The 15,271-nt window shown below is 52.2% G+C and carries 16 protein-coding genes and 1 pseudogene; 10 read left to right on the forward strand and 7 right to left on the reverse strand.

Annotation, left to right across the window (positions count from 1 at the left end):
- Positions 1-110: 110 nt before the first annotated feature.
- Positions 111-914, forward strand: a complete 804-nt coding sequence (locus ATI14_RS22860; protein ID WP_016974460.1) for a M949_RS01915 family surface polysaccharide biosynthesis protein — start codon at positions 111-113, stop codon at positions 912-914.
- Between the two features lie 118 nt (positions 915-1,032).
- The gene (locus tag ATI14_RS22865) at positions 1,033-1,947 is read left to right on the forward strand and encodes a site-specific integrase (RefSeq protein ID WP_016974461.1); all 915 of its coding nucleotides are present in this window, start codon (positions 1,033-1,035) and stop codon (positions 1,945-1,947) included.
- Positions 1,948-1,953: 6 nt separating this feature from the next.
- On the opposite strand, the gene ATI14_RS22870 is transcribed toward ATI14_RS22865, so the two are convergent.
- The 4 genes from ATI14_RS22870 to ATI14_RS22885 all read right to left on the reverse strand — a co-directional run bounded on the left by ATI14_RS22870 (position 1,954) and on the right by ATI14_RS22885 (position 5,839).
- Entirely contained in the window at positions 1,954-2,232 is a 279-nt protein-coding gene (locus tag ATI14_RS22870; protein WP_016974462.1) for a DUF2790 domain-containing protein, read from the reverse strand.
- A gap of 119 nt (positions 2,233-2,351) precedes the next feature.
- Positions 2,352-3,572, reverse strand: a complete 1,221-nt coding sequence (locus ATI14_RS22875) for a multidrug effflux MFS transporter (RefSeq protein WP_080520445.1) — start codon at positions 3,570-3,572, stop codon at positions 2,352-2,354.
- Positions 3,573-3,676: 104 nt separating this feature from the next.
- Entirely contained in the window at positions 3,677-5,323 is a 1,647-nt protein-coding gene (locus ATI14_RS22880; protein WP_080520444.1) for an ATP-dependent nuclease, read from the reverse strand.
- Positions 5,324-5,479: 156 nt separating this feature from the next.
- The gene (locus ATI14_RS22885) at positions 5,480-5,839 is read right to left on the reverse strand and encodes a winged helix-turn-helix transcriptional regulator (RefSeq protein ID WP_080520443.1); all 360 of its coding nucleotides are present in this window, start codon (positions 5,837-5,839) and stop codon (positions 5,480-5,482) included.
- Positions 5,840-5,943: 104 nt separating this feature from the next.
- On the opposite strand from ATI14_RS22885, the gene ATI14_RS22890 reads away from it, so the two are divergent.
- Positions 5,944-6,603 carry an SDR family NAD(P)-dependent oxidoreductase gene (locus ATI14_RS22890; protein ID WP_231124362.1) on the forward strand — a complete coding sequence of 220 codons (660 nt, stop codon included), beginning with the start codon at positions 5,944-5,946 and terminating at the stop codon, positions 6,601-6,603.
- Positions 6,604-6,618: 15 nt separating this feature from the next.
- Here ATI14_RS22890 and ATI14_RS22895 read toward each other — a convergent pair.
- The 3 genes from ATI14_RS22895 to ATI14_RS22915 all read right to left on the reverse strand — a co-directional run bounded on the left by ATI14_RS22895 (position 6,619) and on the right by ATI14_RS22915 (position 10,352).
- A protein-coding gene (locus ATI14_RS22895; RefSeq protein WP_086004055.1) for an IS3 family transposase occupies positions 6,619-7,769 on the reverse strand; the annotation gives its coding sequence in 2 pieces (ribosomal slippage) (positions 6,619-7,535 and positions 7,535-7,769; 1,152 coding nt in all).
- Between the two features lie 299 nt (positions 7,770-8,068).
- Entirely contained in the window at positions 8,069-9,277 is a 1,209-nt protein-coding gene (locus tag ATI14_RS22905) for a tyrosine-type recombinase/integrase (RefSeq protein ID WP_080520534.1), read from the reverse strand.
- Positions 9,278-10,148: 871 nt separating this feature from the next.
- Complete coding sequence (locus tag ATI14_RS22915) at positions 10,149-10,352, reverse strand: hypothetical protein (RefSeq protein ID WP_080520536.1); 204 nt, start codon at positions 10,350-10,352, stop codon at positions 10,149-10,151.
- A gap of 138 nt (positions 10,353-10,490) precedes the next feature.
- On the opposite strand from ATI14_RS22915, the pseudogene ATI14_RS22920 reads away from it, so the two are divergent.
- The 7 genes and pseudogenes from ATI14_RS22920 to ATI14_RS22945 all read left to right on the forward strand — a co-directional run bounded on the left by ATI14_RS22920 (position 10,491) and on the right by ATI14_RS22945 (position 15,244).
- Positions 10,491-11,779: pseudogene (locus tag ATI14_RS22920) on the forward strand (phage/plasmid replication protein, II/X family).
- Positions 11,780-11,873: 94 nt separating this feature from the next.
- Entirely contained in the window at positions 11,874-12,203 is a 330-nt protein-coding gene (locus tag ATI14_RS22925; RefSeq protein WP_080520538.1) for a DNA-binding protein, read from the forward strand.
- Positions 12,204-12,217: 14 nt separating this feature from the next.
- Positions 12,218-12,442: a hypothetical protein gene (locus ATI14_RS31235; protein WP_130886701.1), complete on the forward strand. Its 225-nt coding sequence runs from the start codon at positions 12,218-12,220 to the stop codon at positions 12,440-12,442.
- A gap of 10 nt (positions 12,443-12,452) precedes the next feature.
- Positions 12,453-12,680 carry a hypothetical protein gene (locus ATI14_RS22930; protein ID WP_080520539.1) on the forward strand — a complete coding sequence of 76 codons (228 nt, stop codon included), beginning with the start codon at positions 12,453-12,455 and terminating at the stop codon, positions 12,678-12,680.
- Between the two features lie 155 nt (positions 12,681-12,835).
- Positions 12,836-13,906, forward strand: a complete 1,071-nt coding sequence (locus tag ATI14_RS31240; protein WP_130886702.1) for a hypothetical protein — start codon at positions 12,836-12,838, stop codon at positions 13,904-13,906.
- Between the two features lie 9 nt (positions 13,907-13,915).
- Entirely contained in the window at positions 13,916-14,203 is a 288-nt protein-coding gene (locus tag ATI14_RS22940; protein ID WP_080520541.1) for a DUF2523 family protein, read from the forward strand.
- Between the two features lie 3 nt (positions 14,204-14,206).
- Positions 14,207-15,244 (forward strand): zonular occludens toxin domain-containing protein, encoded by a 1,038-nt coding sequence (locus ATI14_RS22945; protein WP_080520542.1) that lies wholly within the window; start codon positions 14,207-14,209, stop codon positions 15,242-15,244.
- The last annotated feature ends 27 nt before the right edge of the window (positions 15,245-15,271 follow it).

The following is a 15,271-nucleotide window of genomic DNA, read 5'->3' on the forward strand; positions in this document are numbered from 1 at the left end:
CCTCGCGTTTTTTTCGAGAGTGCCACCAGCCACCGATTTTATTCAACAATCTTCTCTGCATTGCCTCTCAAGTGCCGGTAAAGTAAGCCATCTCTTGCCAGGGTACTCGGATGAACAGCGTGCAGCTTTTACGCGGCCAGATACGGCCTGCTTTGATGGGATTGTTGATGGCGGTGGCCTGTGTGACCACTGTACGCGCCGACGACGGCGTCGCGCTCACGAGCATCGAGCAGGTGCCGGAAGGCGTGGAAGTACGCGGCAAACAGGTGGCGGCCTACACCTGGGACGACCACCAGGGCAAAAACCTGCTGGTATTGGCTGAACAAGTCAGCGAACGGGACGATGACGGCACTCAGTCAGCCTTCGTCTACGCCGCTCAGTACCTGCTGGACGGTGATCACCCCAAACGCGTATGGATGCTGTACGACGACGTTCAGCATTGCCAGTTCGACGCTGCGCTGCGCTTTGACATGGCGGCGACCAAAGTCACCGACCTGGCCGGCGACGGCGTTACCCAGGCAACCGTGGGGTATTCGCGCACCTGCACCAGCGATGTCAGCCCCAATGAATTCAAACTGATCATGCACGCGGGCAAATCCCGCAAGTTCCGCCTGCGCGGCGTAGACCGTGTCGGCGCCAGCTGGTGGGATGAAGAGGCCGGCGCGCTGCGCGGCATGCCGTTGCCGAAGGATTGCAGCGTTGCGGCGCAACAGGCGCTGGTCAGCCAATACAAGGAGCAGGGCACCGAGCTGCCGCTGCCCGGTTGTTATCGTGATGAGGATGACTTTGCCAAGGCGCCGGACAGCTACCTGGCGTTCATGCGCCAGCACTGGTTCGCCCTGATGCAGAAGCAGGACAGCGACTGGAGCCAGACTCAAACCCAGCCGCAGGATCCGGTCGACGACGAAGAATAGATGGCCAGTGATTTTGTGCCAAGGCCGATCCTGGGTTAGACTCGGCCTTGCCAATTCACTAAATACCTCGACTAAACAATGAGTTGCTAGAGGTATTTAATCCAAAGGCTGATCTACCTTGACTGAGTCTATTCGCAACCCGCTGACCCTCTACCTGACCCGCCTGGCTCCATCCAGCCAACTGACCATGCGCTATGTGCTGCAAGATGCTGCCGACCGCCTGGGCTTTGAAGACATCAACCTCGAAGAAATCGACTGGCACCTGTTGCAGCCCGAACAGGTGATTGCGCTGGTGGCGGCGCTGCGCAAAGACGGCTACGCACCGAATACCTCGTCGCTGTATGTCAACGCTGTGCGTGGCGTGATGAACGAGGCCTGGCGCTTGAGCCTGATCAGCCAGGATCACTTGCTCAAGATGCGTTCGGTCAAGGCGGCGTCCGGCGCGCGGTTGGGCAATGGTCGTAATCTGCGTCGCACGCTGATTCGCGAAATGATGGAAGTCTGTGCTGCCGACCCGCGCCCCCAGGGCCTGCGGGACGCGGCGGTAATTGGCATTCTGTATGGCTCGGGCATGCGCAAGTCGGAATCGGTCAACCTCGATCTCGCACAGGTCAATTTCCACGAGCGCAGCTTGCGGGTGATCGGCAAGGGCAACAAGGAACTGATCAAATATGCCCCGGCCTGGGCATTTGCCAAGCTGCAAGCGTGGCTGGATTTTCGCCGGGAGCAGTTAAAGGAAGGTGAGCAGGACGACGCGTTTTTGTTCAACCGTATTCGACGCGGCAGTCACATCACCCGTGAACGCATCACCAAACATGCGATTTATTACATCGCCCGTCAGCGCGGTGAACAGGTGGGGGTGAAGATCATGCCCCATGACTTCCGCCGGTCTTTCATCACACGGGTGATTGAGGAGCATGACCTGTCGATTGCGCAGAAACTGGCGCACCACACCAACATCCAAACGACTGCCAGTTACGACGTGCGCGACGACAATGAGCGCCGGAAGGCGGTAGACCGGTTTGATTTGTAGGAAAGGTCAACTGTGCGAGCAGGGATCGCCCACTTGCACGTAATCCAGTTCGTGGCGCACGCCCTGACTGTCGACATAAACCACATGCCCTTTGACCGGCCCGCAGGCATTCGACGCGGCCTTGGTATCCTGCGTGGCGGTATTGCGCACGGCCTTGGCAATGTCGAGGTCTTCGGTGTAATCATCGGTTTGAGTCACGGGCGCGCTCACGCCTGGGTTTGGCTCACCCTGGGCGGCGGCCAAGGTGCTGAACAGGCTCAGCATGGCAATAAGCAAGTAACGCATGACGACCTCCAGCACCTTTGGGCAATGGTTTGAATGTGGTCGTCATCTTATAAAGCCGTGCCCTGGGCCAGAAGGTATTACGGCCAATAGCCGATATCAGCGAAAACAATGGGCAGGTTTCAGTCGGCTGGAGGCGTGTTCGGGGTGCCGGAGGACGGACGAGCCTGTAACCGGTGCAGTGTCCACAGGCTGATCAGCATCGCCGCGACGGCGCATAGCGCGATCCCGATCAACATCGGCGCGGGTGTGTGGTCGGCAAACACGCCGACTAGGCTCATGGACAGCGCGGCGGTGATCATTTGAATGGCGCCCAGCAACGCCGAGGCGGAGCCGGCCACGGCGCCATGGTCCTCCAGGGACAGCACCCCGACAGCCGGCAGCAGCAGACCGAGAAAGCCAAAACCGATAAACAGCAATGTCATCATCACCGCCAGATGGCTGCCCCAGAAGGTGGTCACCCCTAGCACGGTCATCACGCTTGCCGTAGCGATCACCGACCCGAGAATGACCCGCGCCAACCCGTACCGCCGGCTCAGGCGCGCGGTCAGTTGGTTCATGGTGAAGAACGAGGCGGCATTCAGGGCGAAACAGAGGCTGAACTGGGTGGGTGTCAGGCCAAAGTATTCGATGTACACAAACGGCGCGCTGCCAATAAAAACAAAAAATGTCGCCAGGCCAAATCCGCTGACGACAGCCAGGCCGATGAAGACCGGGTCACGCAGCAAGGTGCCGTAGCTGCCGATCGCCGACCCGATCGTCTTGCCCAGACGGCGTTCGGCGGGATGGGTTTCCGGCAGTTGTACGGCGGTCATTACCAGGCACAGCAACGCCACGATCGCCAGGGCGGCGAACACTTCGCGCCAGCTCCAGATTGAAATGATCACGCTGCCGGCCAACGGCGCGAGGATGGGCGACACGCTCATCACCAGCATGAGCAAGGCCATCAGACGCGCGGCTTCATGGCCGGTGTACAGGTCGCGCACAACGGCGCGGGGAATCACCATACCCGCGCAGGCACCAAAGGCCTGCAAGGCCCGAAAGCCGATCAACACCTCAATCGTCGGTGCCAGCGCACAACCGATGCTGGCCACGGCAAAAATCACCAGGCCCGCGTAGATCGGCGGCTTGCGCCCGAACACGTCGCTGATTGGCCCATAAAACAACTGGCACACACCGATGATCATGAAAAACACCGTGAGGCTCATCTGCACTGCCGCCGGCGATGCCTGCAGGCTGGCGCCAAGGGTGGGGAGGGCGGGCAGATAGCTGTCGATGGCGAATGGGCCGATGGCGGTGATCAACCCCAGCAACAGGGCGAGGTGGGCGATACTTCGAGACATGGGTATTCCGGAACACGACGAAAGATCGGCCAGCTTAGAGAGTGGTGTGCGGGGATACAAGGCAGATTTCAGTGCCCCGTGGATCAGCCTCCAAGCGCCAGTTTTTATAAGTCGTAATGATTGGACCTAACGATAAAATCACAGAGGTGGGTGATGCGCTCACGTAAGTCGAGTGCAGAAAAGTCTACCCGTGTATGGGTTTTAACGTAGTCCCGGGCAACTTTTACTTTGCTGGCAGTGCGTATGTTCTGACTGGTTTGATTCGGTACTGCTGCAATTTCATATTCAAGCAGATTTGCCCATTGGCCCGTCTGAAGCATGTTCATTGCGTGCTTGTGAGTAGCTTTGATGCTATTGAACAGTAACCGTTCATCCAGATAATTTTCTATTTCTCGTCCTTGGGTGACCCACGCCTGGCTTCCGAACTCGTTCTGCAATCGGCGCTTTGTTTTATACAGAGTCGCATTGGCGCTAGATTTGTCACTATCAAAAACAATAGCGGAATTCCGGTTGATACGTATAAGCGAAATGAGATCGTCGACTGATTCCGCATCTTCTTGTGCGCCCTCAACAAACTCAGCCCCGGAGATGTGGCGGAACAACCGCCCGCCGAAGAACATGATCGTATAGTGGACACCTTCCACCAGGTCACCGTTGTGTCCCTTTATCCAATAGTTGAGGTAAATCCTGTCGGAAGGACCTTCAACCCAAATGACACAGTTGCTCTGCAGAATGTCCGAAGCCTTATAGCCTAACGCGTCGAGCGTAGATGCCAAATCAAGTGCCGTCACAACGAAACCATTTGTAGTTTTAAATAACTTCACGCTCATCTTGTGATGCACGTCATTGCCAAGACTATTAATAAGCGCCGCGGAATGGGTGCTGATAAACAGTTGAAGCCCGTTTTCCTCGGCAATGGCCAAAAGACGACGTAAAAGCAGGCGCTGCAGTTTGGGGTGCAGGTGAACCTCTGGTTCTTCAATCAAGCATATGGAGTACTTGGGGCGCGTAACCAGCCAAGCTGCCGTTGCGGCGTACGATTGCCATCCCGACGGGAAAGATTGTGCCGGGATACGATTGAAAACATCGCTATCGTCACCCAGACATATCTTTACAGAGCCGTCACCACAGTCGATCAAAGAATTTCCATCCACATAACGCAGTTCGGAATCCTTGAAATCTTTGCTTCGGTCTGCGAGCCCCGCAAGGTCGGCCCGGACTCGATTGAGCTCTTCTACGCATTGCGTGTCGATAACCGGTGCCACGTGCCCACAGTGTCGATAGTGCAGTTGGTCCGCGCGCAGAAAAGGAGGGGGAAGTTTCCTGTGTTTGGCGGAATCATATTTGTGCAAATCCTGTTCGGTTTGCTCAATTGCCCCCCCTCGAAAAAAAGAGGTCTCGCAACCAGCGAAGTCGATACTCAGATCCAAGTCGAACGGAACATACGGAAAGCTATAAGTGGCGCGGTGGCCATTTTGGAAGTTCAAGCTGTAGGCGGGCGGGCAATATCCAATCGGATTTTCTCTAACGAGGGTAGCGAGTATCTCGGGAAAGGCGCAAGCCCGGACCATATCAATGACAGAGGACTTTCCAGAACCATTTTCGCCAATGATTAGATTAACATCGCCAACGTCAAACTCGGCAAAAGGGATCACGAAGTCGGTGGTGCCTTTTGGAATATCGGCTTTATAAGGGTGGATGCTGGCATTGAGTGCACGAATACCGCGATAACGAATACTTTTAAGTTTCATGAAAGATGACCTTATACGTTAGAGCCTTGTGAGTGCTGCTGGGGAGGGCACCCAGTCAAACATCGACCCTTGATTCTAAATGTTTATCCATGTAGAAAATCAATATATAACTCAACTAAATAGTCATTTAGTTGAGTTGGAATCCAGAACAATGGATCAGGGTAGGGAGAGGGCAGACGTACGTCTCTCCGCGATGCGCTCAACCGTTTGCATATGCTCCGTGCCCCATTGACACAACGCGCCCAACGCCGATGCCAAGGATCGTCCAAAAGGCGTCAGCGAGTACTCGACCTTGGGGGGGATCTCCTGAAAATCCACGCGGAAGATGATCTCGTCGCGCTCCAGCTCCTTGAGTTGCTGGATCAGCACCTTGTCAGTCACGCCGCCAATCGCGCGCCGTAATTCACCATAGCGATGGGTATTTTGCGCCAGATTGAACAATACCAAAGGCTTCCATTTGCCACCAATCACCGCCAGGGCGGCCTCGAGCCCGCAATTGAATGAGTTGTTGGCCATGATTGTGTCAGCTCCACTTAGGGTACTTACTAAAAGGTGCATACTATTTAAAAGAATAGCGTAGATCTACAGTTGAGGCTCAACGTTATTCTTCGGAGTTCATCATGAGCAGGCTCAACGGAAAAATTGCAGTGGTTACCGGCGGCAACAGTGGCATCGGCTTGGCAACCGCCATCCGCTTTGCGGCTGAAGGCGCACATGTTGTCATCGTGGGACGTCGGCAGGAAGAACTCGACAAGGCGCTGCGGTTGATAGGCCCTGAAGCCGTTGCTATCCAGGGGGACATTTCAAATCTGGACGATCTGGAGCGCATTTTCACTCAAATCAAAACCGATACAGGTCGAGTGGACGTGCTGTTCGCCAACGCAGGTCTCGGAGATTTCCAGCCACTCGGGGCGATTACGGAAGAATCGTTTGATCGCACCTTCGGCATCAACGTGAAAGGCACGCTGTTCACCGTGCAAAAGGCTTTGCCATTGATGAGTGGTGGCAGCTCGGTGATTCTGACCGGTTCGACGACAGGCACCATGGGCACGCCGGCGTTCAGCGTGTACAGCGCCACCAAGGCCGCACTGCGTAATTTCGCCAGAAGCTGGGCGCTGGATCTGAAAGGCACCGGCATTCGCGTCAACGTACTTTCACCAGGCCCGATTTCGACACCGGGTCTGGACCTGGCGTTATCGGGCACAGGTCAAAAGGAAGCGATCATCGATGACATGACTGCGCAGGTTCCGCTGAGTCGCATTGGCAAGCCGGAAGAATGAATCGCCCCGGGTTCTCTAGACACCTTGCAAGCTCATTGCGTGACGCTTTTCAAACTCTACCGGTGACAGCTGATTGTTGAAACCATGTCGACGTTTTGAGTTGTAGAACATTTCGATGTAATCGAACACATCGCTACGAGCATCTTCCCGTCTGGTGTAAATTTTCCGCTTGATCCGTTCTCGTTTCAGAAGCTGGAAAAAGCTCTCGGCCACGGCGTTGTCATGACAGTTGCCTCGACGACTCATGCTTGCAACCAAATTGTTTGCCTTCAAAAAACTGCGCAAATCGGAGCTGCTGTACTGGCTGCCCTGGTCGGAATGAACCATCACCTCTTGCTTCGGTTTACGCCTCCAAACCGCCATCAACAACGCATCAATAGCCAAATCACTGGTCATCTGCGCCTTCATTGACCAGCCAACGACCTGACGAGAAAACAGATCCAGCACCACCGCCAAATACAACCAGCCTTCATACGTACGAATGTAGGTGATGTCGGTGACCCAAACCTTGTTGGGTTCTACGACATCGAACTGGCGCTTCAGCAAATTGGGTGAGGCGACCGCTGGCTTACCGCCGTACTTTCCAGGGCGGCGTCGATAACCTGTCTGAGAGCGCAGCCCTTCAAGACGCATCAGCCTTGCCACACGATGGCGCCCGCAAACTTCACCGACCTCGCGCAGATCGTCATGGATTTTGCGATAGCCATAAACGCCGCCGCTCTCCAGCCAGGAATGCTTGATCAAACCCAGCAGTCGCTGGTCGTCTTTAGCGCGCGCAGATTGCGGCTCAGACAACCAGGCGTAATAGCCGCTGGGATGGACTTTCAGCGTCAGGCAAAGCCGTCGAATGGAATAGTCGCCGGCTCGCTGCTTGATAAAGGCGTACTTCAACCGCACTCCTTGGCAAAGTACGCGGCGGCCTTTTTTAAGATGTCTCGCTCTTCAGTAACACGCTTTAGTTCGGCTCGCAGACGACGCAATTCAGCGTGCTGATCATCGTCTTGCTGCCGTTCTTCTTGAGGTTTGCTGTAGCGCTTTATCCAGGCATAGAGGCTGTGCGTCGACACGCCGAGACGGGCCGCCACATCAGCGACAGGCAGCTTCTTTTCGGTCACTTGATTGACCGCTTGTATTTTGAATTCTTCGGGGTAACGCGGGTTGCTCATGGCACCTCCTAATTGGCCTCAGTTTAAGGCAAAGAGGTGTCTAGGAAACCCGGGGCGATTCAGTGTATCAATTCTACGTCAAAGGAATTGAAATCAAACTCTAGGAACTCACCATTAACTTCAAAGGACCATGCGTTTTCCTCGGGATTTCTGATGGTTTTCCAGCAGTCTGCAAAATCATCCCAATAACGGATTACGGAGGGCAGGGGAGGCAGGGAGGCCAACGCCTCTAACAGTCTCGCGTGTCCAGGAAAGCCCGACTGACTCCGCTGCATGCGCTGCTCCTTCATCTGCCCTTTTTAGGAGCGCAGATGGCTGACATGGACGTCAAATGCATGATTCCAAACGGTGGCTAAGCGATCCTCAAAAAAAGCTCGTGCGTACCGTCGTGGCATATCCGAGGTGCGGGCCCAGCCAAAAAAAGCTCGCAGTCTCTGGATTGCCATCTCGAGGTCATCGCCATTTTCTACAAATTGATGAAGCCTAATGGTCGCACACGTATGCCGCATGTCGTGCGGTGTAATACAACCGGCCCCGCGATACTGCTGAAGTGTTTGGCGTGCCTCGGCGGTGAGCTCACGTGTGATCGTGACAAAAATACCATTGACCTGGCGTAATGATAGTGGATTGCCTTCCAGTGAGGAAAATAAGTAACTGTGTCGGGTCGAGGGTCGGTAGCTTTCGACAAAGGTCCTGATCAGGCTGGCCAACGCTGGCGGTACGGGTAGCTGCCGGGCGGCATTGTTGTTTTTTAGGCTAGGTTGTTCCGGGCGTGGATCTCGCTGATACGGATTGTCGCCGACATTCAACCAGTTCACGGTTCCCACAGTTGGGGTGAAGCGCTTTTCACTTTTTAATGCATCCATCGGCAGCACCAGGGTTTCACCGCGACGTAATCCAAGATGCAACATGAGTAGACATAATACGTAGTTACGCCAGCGTAACGTGTTGTTTCTAAAAGGATTACGCGCCGAGTACGGATCAATGATCTGGTAAAACTCGTCCAGTACCGGGCTTGGCAAGGCTCGGACAATCTCAGCCGGCGGTGCGGGCGCCATCCCCAGCGAGTCAAACAGCTTCTCCAGGCGCTCCAGACGCATGCTCAGCCGCCAAAGCATGTCGGGATCGGCATGACTCTTCACCAGGCGTTGAACACAACTTTTGACGAAAACGTAGGCCACACGCCAGTTGGGATGGTAGTTGGCCGCAGTCTGGGCGCCATGATTCCTTGCCGTGATGAAAAACGTCTCAAGACAGGCTTCAAGCTCATCGAATTTGAGCTCCGCAATCAAGCGATCAAGGCAGTCAGCCTGGTACAGCCGTTTGGCAGACTGGTACAGCTGTTCGATGACGGACAGCTGGGTTCGTAGTGTGGACGGCGCCAAGCTGGCACCGTCCAGTGAAGACCAGACTGTCGACCAATAGCGCGGTCGTCCACGGTCATCGGTCAGCAACCAACCAATGAGTCCGGATGGCACGGAATTGTCTTTCAAACGAACAATGGGCATAAGCGTAACAGCTGAAGTTGCTCCTTATGGTAGGACGCGTTGCAGTTGAGCCTAGGTAATTTCCTGTGTAACGCAACACTCACGAACATGCTCGTCATACGCATAATGGACTGACGTTACGTTGAGCCTGCTGCGGATACTGGCCCTGGCCCCGCGGCTGGTTTAATGTAACGTCGATTATGCGAAGCCCCCTCGATCTGCCTACGCACCTGGTCAAAATGGCCACCCTTTATGCGCCTTCTCGTGATCCGCTCGATGCTGTCTGCTACGTTTTGGATGACTATCCAAAGGTCGTTTCCGAGCTTCGCAAGGCGCGATCCAGGCTGCAGCAGCTCGATGCTGAATCGGCTGACCTCGATGTTCGATTGGCTGTCCTGCAGGACGCTTGCCGCTCAATCTTGGACCTTTGATTATTTTCGCGCGCGCGAAAAAACCGGCTTTTAGCGTTCGATCAGGTTACTTATTTTCTCGCGCGCGAAAATATCTTGGTCATACCTTGACCTGCCCGAAGGGCATTAGGCGCCTCGCAGATCATCAGCCAGGCTCATCAGCATCAGCGCCGATACCCGGCAAGGCCGGCCGGTTTTCCGCCTAACAAAAAACCCCCGGCGATCCTGAAATCACCGGGGGTCTCTGTCGCGTTCAAGGCTTGTCTGAGCGCCTTTCCGTCACTTCGCGCCCTGTTCCTCTGCTTCCTTTTTCCCCGTCTGCTACTGCCTCTACACGGTCCCGTGACGGCCAGCGCTGTCGCCGGTCAGGTCCCGGTAGGTCCGATTTTTTAGCGACCTTTTAGGCGGAGGTGGCGGTGCGGAATTCGCTCTCCCTGCGCAGCAGGGTCCACTATCTCTAATGGTGGACTCTTGTCTAACGGTTAGACTTTTACTGGTGGCTTCCCATCATCCTGCTCGATGTAGATTTCTCCATCGGCATTCATTTTTACCTTGTCCAAAACCCTGTCCAACAAGATGTTAATTATCTCTGACTTTTTGGTCAGTTTCTTGCGTTTCAGGGTGAATTCTACTTCCTTCTTCTCCAGCCGCTCCCAGCGTTCCTGATCGATTCTGACGGTGCTCATCGCGTTTCCTGTATGCCGGTGCCAATCACGTAAGCACTGATTCTTGCTCAACAGTTGCATGTATACAAGTTGCGTATTGACACGTTACTTGTCACTCGCATACGATTGCCTGAATTGTGATTTGTTGCGTGTATACAAATGCTCGATAGAATTCACCTCTTTGTGCCGTTCAAGCTTGAGCACATCACCTTACTGGGTGTTGATGGTCGAGTTGATCCCGTGCACCTGGTTGATATCAAGTCGCTAGGCGTTCCACTTGCAGCTCAAATTACCGTGGATGAAGAGGGCAAGGAACACGCTGATTACCTGCGTCATCCTTGGGAGTCTTTAGGGACTGGTTTCACCCCGATGGCCATGAAAGTTTTCCACGAAAGCATGGGCAAACGCCTGATGCCAGGTGTTGAGCTGAAAGCTTCTCCCGCAAAGCTGCTGCAAGGGCACAACGTTTTTGGTCCGACCTGCATCGAGAAGGGTGCGTTGACCATGCTCAAGTGGCTTGCAGGCACGTATCCAAAGCTTTTTGAAATGCTCGCCGTGGACTGCTGCGAGGTTTACGACATTGACTGTACGTACTCCAGCAGGCTCCCTGATGAACGCACGGCAAGACAGGCTATTCAGGCCATTCGTGGTGTTTCCAACGGCCAAATGAAGGGTAGGGGAGACGATTATGAAACTACGGCCTATTTCGGAGCCAAAGATTCTCGCCTAAGACGGCTTAAGATTTACCTCAAGCATCCAGAGTTTATGAAGCAATTGGATGAGGCAAAGAAAGCTGGTCGCGGCGATCTGTCCGCTGCAAGGACTGTGAAAATTCTCAGTAACCCGCACTTGCAAGCATGGTCAGAAAATCTACTTCGTCTTGAAGTAACAGTTGCCAAGCGATGGCTCAATCGTCGCGGAATTTCAAATTTACTTAATGACCTGATTCGTCATCAGCAAGCGCTGTCAGAGCAGGGCATTTGTTTTATTCAGTGGTGTTGGGAGCAAGTTACTAAAGACCTTTTTGCGGCCTTTGAGGGAATCCAGATGCGAATTATTAACGATGAAAAAGTGCTGGCCGCACTTCTTGAAAAACACACTAAACAAGGCAAAGGTCGTCATACCAAGGAAAAATTGTTGCTGGAGTTCTGGTTCCGCCGATCTTTGTCCCTGGTAAAACCTCTGACGCTTACGCTCGTAGCCTGTTTCGTACGTACCGTAGCTTGAAAGATTACGGCTGGGAAGAAACCCAGGCGTCGATGAATCGGGCCAGTTTTTACAACCACATTAGAGACATCTGTGAATGTGGAATTTCAAAGGCCGCTTTACAGAAACTCAAAGTGTCGGACCAGCAAAATAACGTCGTACCGATTCTTCGGTTTGTGCAGGTCGATTTCAATGCACAGCGTCCTGGCTGGTACATCGAACCATCCGTCGAGGCCGCCTAATGCATTGTCCATATCGCAGTTTAACGCCGCTTCCTTTAGCTGGCCATTTCTAGAACCGGGCAGTCGCCCAAATTATGATCCTGTGAGGTAAACCATGCTTACTCTGACTGGCCTGTGCCACGGCTTTCACACTGACAATCGTACCGTTGGCCAGAACACGTTCACTGAGAACCTTATTTTGCTTGAAGTTCAGGACGTTAATCAGTACGGCCTGCCAGAAGTGAAAACGCTCAAGGTCAAACTCTCCAAGAAGAATATGGAGCAGGGGCTTAATAACGTCTGGAACCAGTGCAAAGGTAAGGCTGTGGCTGTTCCTGTCTTCGTAGCTGCCTGGGCTTCGAAAGCTGGCAATGCCGGTTTTGATTTCTACCTTTCTGGTGATGGTAAGCCTCAAAATCTCGAAGTTACTCTGCCCAAGGCTTAATGGCTGTTAACTCCATGACCGGCATTCTTTACTGTTCATCTGAAATTTCAACTGATAGTGGCGTGCCGGTTTGCTCTTCAACTTGGGAGGTTGTTCCTTATAAACCTCCTTTTGATCCATCTCAGCTTGATCCAACAATTTTGGCTCAGGCATTTGGGGCCGGATTTACCCTGGTAGCTTTCTTTATGGTCGGTTCTATGGGTATTCGTGCGTTTTTAAACTTCATCAAACAATCCTGAGGATTTATCAATGTTCAAAAAAACTGTTGCTACCGTTGGTTTCGCTGGTTTTGTAGCTGCTTCTGCCCCTTCCGTTTTTGCAGCTGATGCAACTGGCGGCTGGGATTATACTGGGCTCACTTCCTCTATCGACTTCAGCACGATCTCTGTCGGTGTTCTCGCTGTCGCTGGCATCCTCGCTGCTGTTTACGCCGGTATCAAGGGTGCCAAGATCGTCCTGGGCTTCTTGCGCGGCTAAGCCTCCCGACACTGTTGTCCTGGGCGTCTTCGGGCGCCCTTTTTTTTGGAATTTAATTACTCGTACTGAGGCTCTCTACATGGATCAGCTTTATTACTTTGCTATGTTTTGTATTGGTTGTGGTTGCTCTTTTGCTACCTTTACGGGGTGGTGATATGAGAGCCATACTTTTTACTTTGTTTTCCTTGCTTCTCAGTTCGCATGTATCAGCTGCTTACTATTACACTATTTCAGACGGTAGTGTGCAGTACTCTTCGCCTGATTCAGCTTGTTCACTACTCCTTTCTACTTACACCGATCTTGGCTACAAAAACCTTACGTTCAGTCATTGGGCTACTGCAACAGATGGTGACGCTACTATTAGCGGAACTGGCTTTTGTTTTTACAACCGTACAGATAAATGGGATCAGGTCTCTATAAAAAGACATCCAACACCTATTTATAGAAAAGGCCAGGCTGATCTCCCGCATGTTCCCAATGCTTGCTCGTCTGCTCCCTCTGCCATTGTTAGTCGTGGCCCTTACACTGCTGTAGTTCGCAGTGATGGAAATAACTATGTGGTAGGTACGTCTCCCGTTTCTGTTTGTTCTAACAACTGCCTGTATGAAAAGCCTGAGACTGCCAATACTAAGGATTGCTTTGTTCTTGCCACAGATGCTCAAACTGGTTTTTGTAATTACGCTTTCACTCTTGTTACTGATGAAAATGCTGACGGCACAAGCTGCGATTTAAATAATTCTGTCCCGTATGAAACTGGCTCCAGTCTTAACGGTTCTGGCTCAGGTGGTGATGAACCTTGCGATAAGACAGTTCCTGGAAACACATGTGACGTTCCTGGTGGTGGTGGTGGCAATGGTAGTGGTGGTGATGGCACGGGGGAGGGTAGTGGTGACGGCTCTGGCTCGGGCTCTGGCGAAGGCTTCTCAACACCCGGAAAACCTGACCTTGACCCCCGCGAAGGGCAGCGAAAAGCTCGTATTTCTGGACAGTATTTAGGTTTTTATTCAACTCTTCAGCAATCTAATACGTATACAACTATTAGCACTGCGTTTCAAAACATTGGTGATCCATCAGCGGCTTGTCCTGTCGCCACTATTGACATATTGGGTACAAATATAACCTTTGATTCTCACTGCGTTATTTTTCAGTCAATAGCTCCTACGTTGTCTTTCGTGTTTATGGCTGCATGGGCTCTCCTGGCTGTACTTATAATTCTTTCTGCATAGGTGATAGATATGCTTAGTGATTTTGCTTTTTGGCTGCGTGATGTAATAAGCGATATTGCCCAATTTTTCATTGATATGTTCCTCAATATCCTTGATTGGATTTGGTCAGCTTTCATTGGCCTCTTAGATACTCTTCCAATTGCCAGCACGGTTACTCAAGCTTCATCCTTGTTCTCTGCTATTCCTGCTTCTGTTTGGTATTTCATGAATGTTTTTCAGATCCCTCTAGGTATCACTTTTGTTCTTAGCGGTTATCTGATTCGATTCCTTATTCGCCGCCTTCCTATCGTCGGGTGATATATGGCTATTCATGCTTACGTTGGCAAGCCCGGGCATGGCAAAAGTTATGGTGTCGTTGAGCATGTTGTCATCCCTTCTTTGAAGCAAGACAGGCATGTTGTTACTAACATCCCGCTCTCTATTGATGATCTTCTTTCTACTTATGGTGGTAAAGTTACGCAGCTGCCCTCTGACTGGTATGAACTCGACGACCTTTCCTCAATTATTCCACCAGGCTCTGTAGCGATAATAGACGAGTGTTGGAGACGATGGCCGTCAGGGCAGAACTCAAATCATGCAAACAAGATTGATCAGAAACTCTTGGCAGAGCATCGTCACCGTGTTGATGATAAAAACAACTCAATGCGTGTTGTTCTTGTCACCCAGGACCTTGCCCAAATATCTTCTTGGGTTCGCGTATTAATCGAGACAACTTACAGAATTAGAAAGCTTAGCAAGAAAACATTTAAGGTTGATATCTATACTGGTGCCGTCACTGGAGACTCTCCTTCAAAAACCAAGTTGGTCAGGACTACTGCAGGAACCTTTAAAAGAGATGTCTACTCATTTTATAAGTCTGCTACTCAGTCAGTTTCTGGCTCTGTTGGTGATGAGTCAGCTGCAGATGGCAGGGCTAGTATTTTTCGTTCTTTTGGCCTTTGGTCGCTTATCATTTTCTTTGTTGTATGCATTTCGCTAGGCATTTTTGGTGTTAAACGGTTTTTTGCTAGCAGTAATCCAGCTGTTAAGCATGATTCATCTACTTCCTCTGTTTCTATTGCCCCTGTGAAGGCCCCTGAGCCTCCTATTTCTACTACTTGGCGTCTGGTTGGGTTCATTCATCCTGCTAAGCCAGATCCTTCTTCCAATTTTGTTTCAGAAGCTTTGGCCCTAATCTCTGATAATAATGGTAATAGCAGATATATATCTTTCACTCACTGTCGCTATTTTCCTGATCGCACTGAGGCGTTCTGCATAGTAGACGGTTTCAAGATTACTAATTGGTCGCTCAAAAAACCTATCCCGATTGTAGGTGGGTTGATTGGGAGCGGCGTTTAGCGTAGCGAGAACGACGCGCCTAATCAA

It is taken from the genome of Pseudomonas tolaasii NCPPB 2192, assembly GCF_002813445.1.
GTDB lineage: Bacteria > Pseudomonadota > Gammaproteobacteria > Pseudomonadales > Pseudomonadaceae > Aquipseudomonas > Aquipseudomonas tolaasii.

Bases quoted from the DNA above. Each gene is read 5' to 3' on its own strand.
- ATI14_RS22885 (WP_080520443.1), bottom strand. From the start codon at position 5,839: ATGGCCAACAACTCATTCAATTGCGGGCTCGAGGCCGCCCTGGCGGTG.
- ATI14_RS22905 (WP_080520534.1), bottom strand. From the start codon at position 9,277: ATGCCCATTGTTCGTTTGAAAGACAATTCCGTGCCATCCGGACTCATT.
- ATI14_RS22945 (WP_080520542.1), top strand. From the start codon at position 14,207: ATGGCTATTCATGCTTACGTTGGCAAGCCCGGGCATGGCAAAAGTTAT.
- ATI14_RS31235 (WP_130886701.1), top strand. From the start codon at position 12,218: ATGACCGGCATTCTTTACTGTTCATCTGAAATTTCAACTGATAGTGGC.
- ATI14_RS22880 (WP_080520444.1), bottom strand. From the start codon at position 5,323: ATGAAACTTAAAAGTATTCGTTATCGCGGTATTCGTGCACTCAATGCC.
- ATI14_RS31240 (WP_130886702.1), top strand. From the start codon at position 12,836: ATGAGAGCCATACTTTTTACTTTGTTTTCCTTGCTTCTCAGTTCGCAT.
- ATI14_RS22875 (WP_080520445.1), bottom strand. From the start codon at position 3,572: ATGTCTCGAAGTATCGCCCACCTCGCCCTGTTGCTGGGGTTGATCACC.
- ATI14_RS22860 (WP_016974460.1), top strand. From the start codon at position 111: ATGAACAGCGTGCAGCTTTTACGCGGCCAGATACGGCCTGCTTTGATG.
- ATI14_RS22890 (WP_231124362.1), top strand. From the start codon at position 5,944: ATGAGCAGGCTCAACGGAAAAATTGCAGTGGTTACCGGCGGCAACAGT.
- ATI14_RS22930 (WP_080520539.1), top strand. From the start codon at position 12,453: ATGTTCAAAAAAACTGTTGCTACCGTTGGTTTCGCTGGTTTTGTAGCT.
- ATI14_RS22925 (WP_080520538.1), top strand. From the start codon at position 11,874: ATGCTTACTCTGACTGGCCTGTGCCACGGCTTTCACACTGACAATCGT.
- ATI14_RS22870 (WP_016974462.1), bottom strand. From the start codon at position 2,232: ATGCGTTACTTGCTTATTGCCATGCTGAGCCTGTTCAGCACCTTGGCC.
- ATI14_RS22940 (WP_080520541.1), top strand. From the start codon at position 13,916: ATGCTTAGTGATTTTGCTTTTTGGCTGCGTGATGTAATAAGCGATATT.
- ATI14_RS22915 (WP_080520536.1), bottom strand. From the start codon at position 10,352: ATGAGCACCGTCAGAATCGATCAGGAACGCTGGGAGCGGCTGGAGAAG.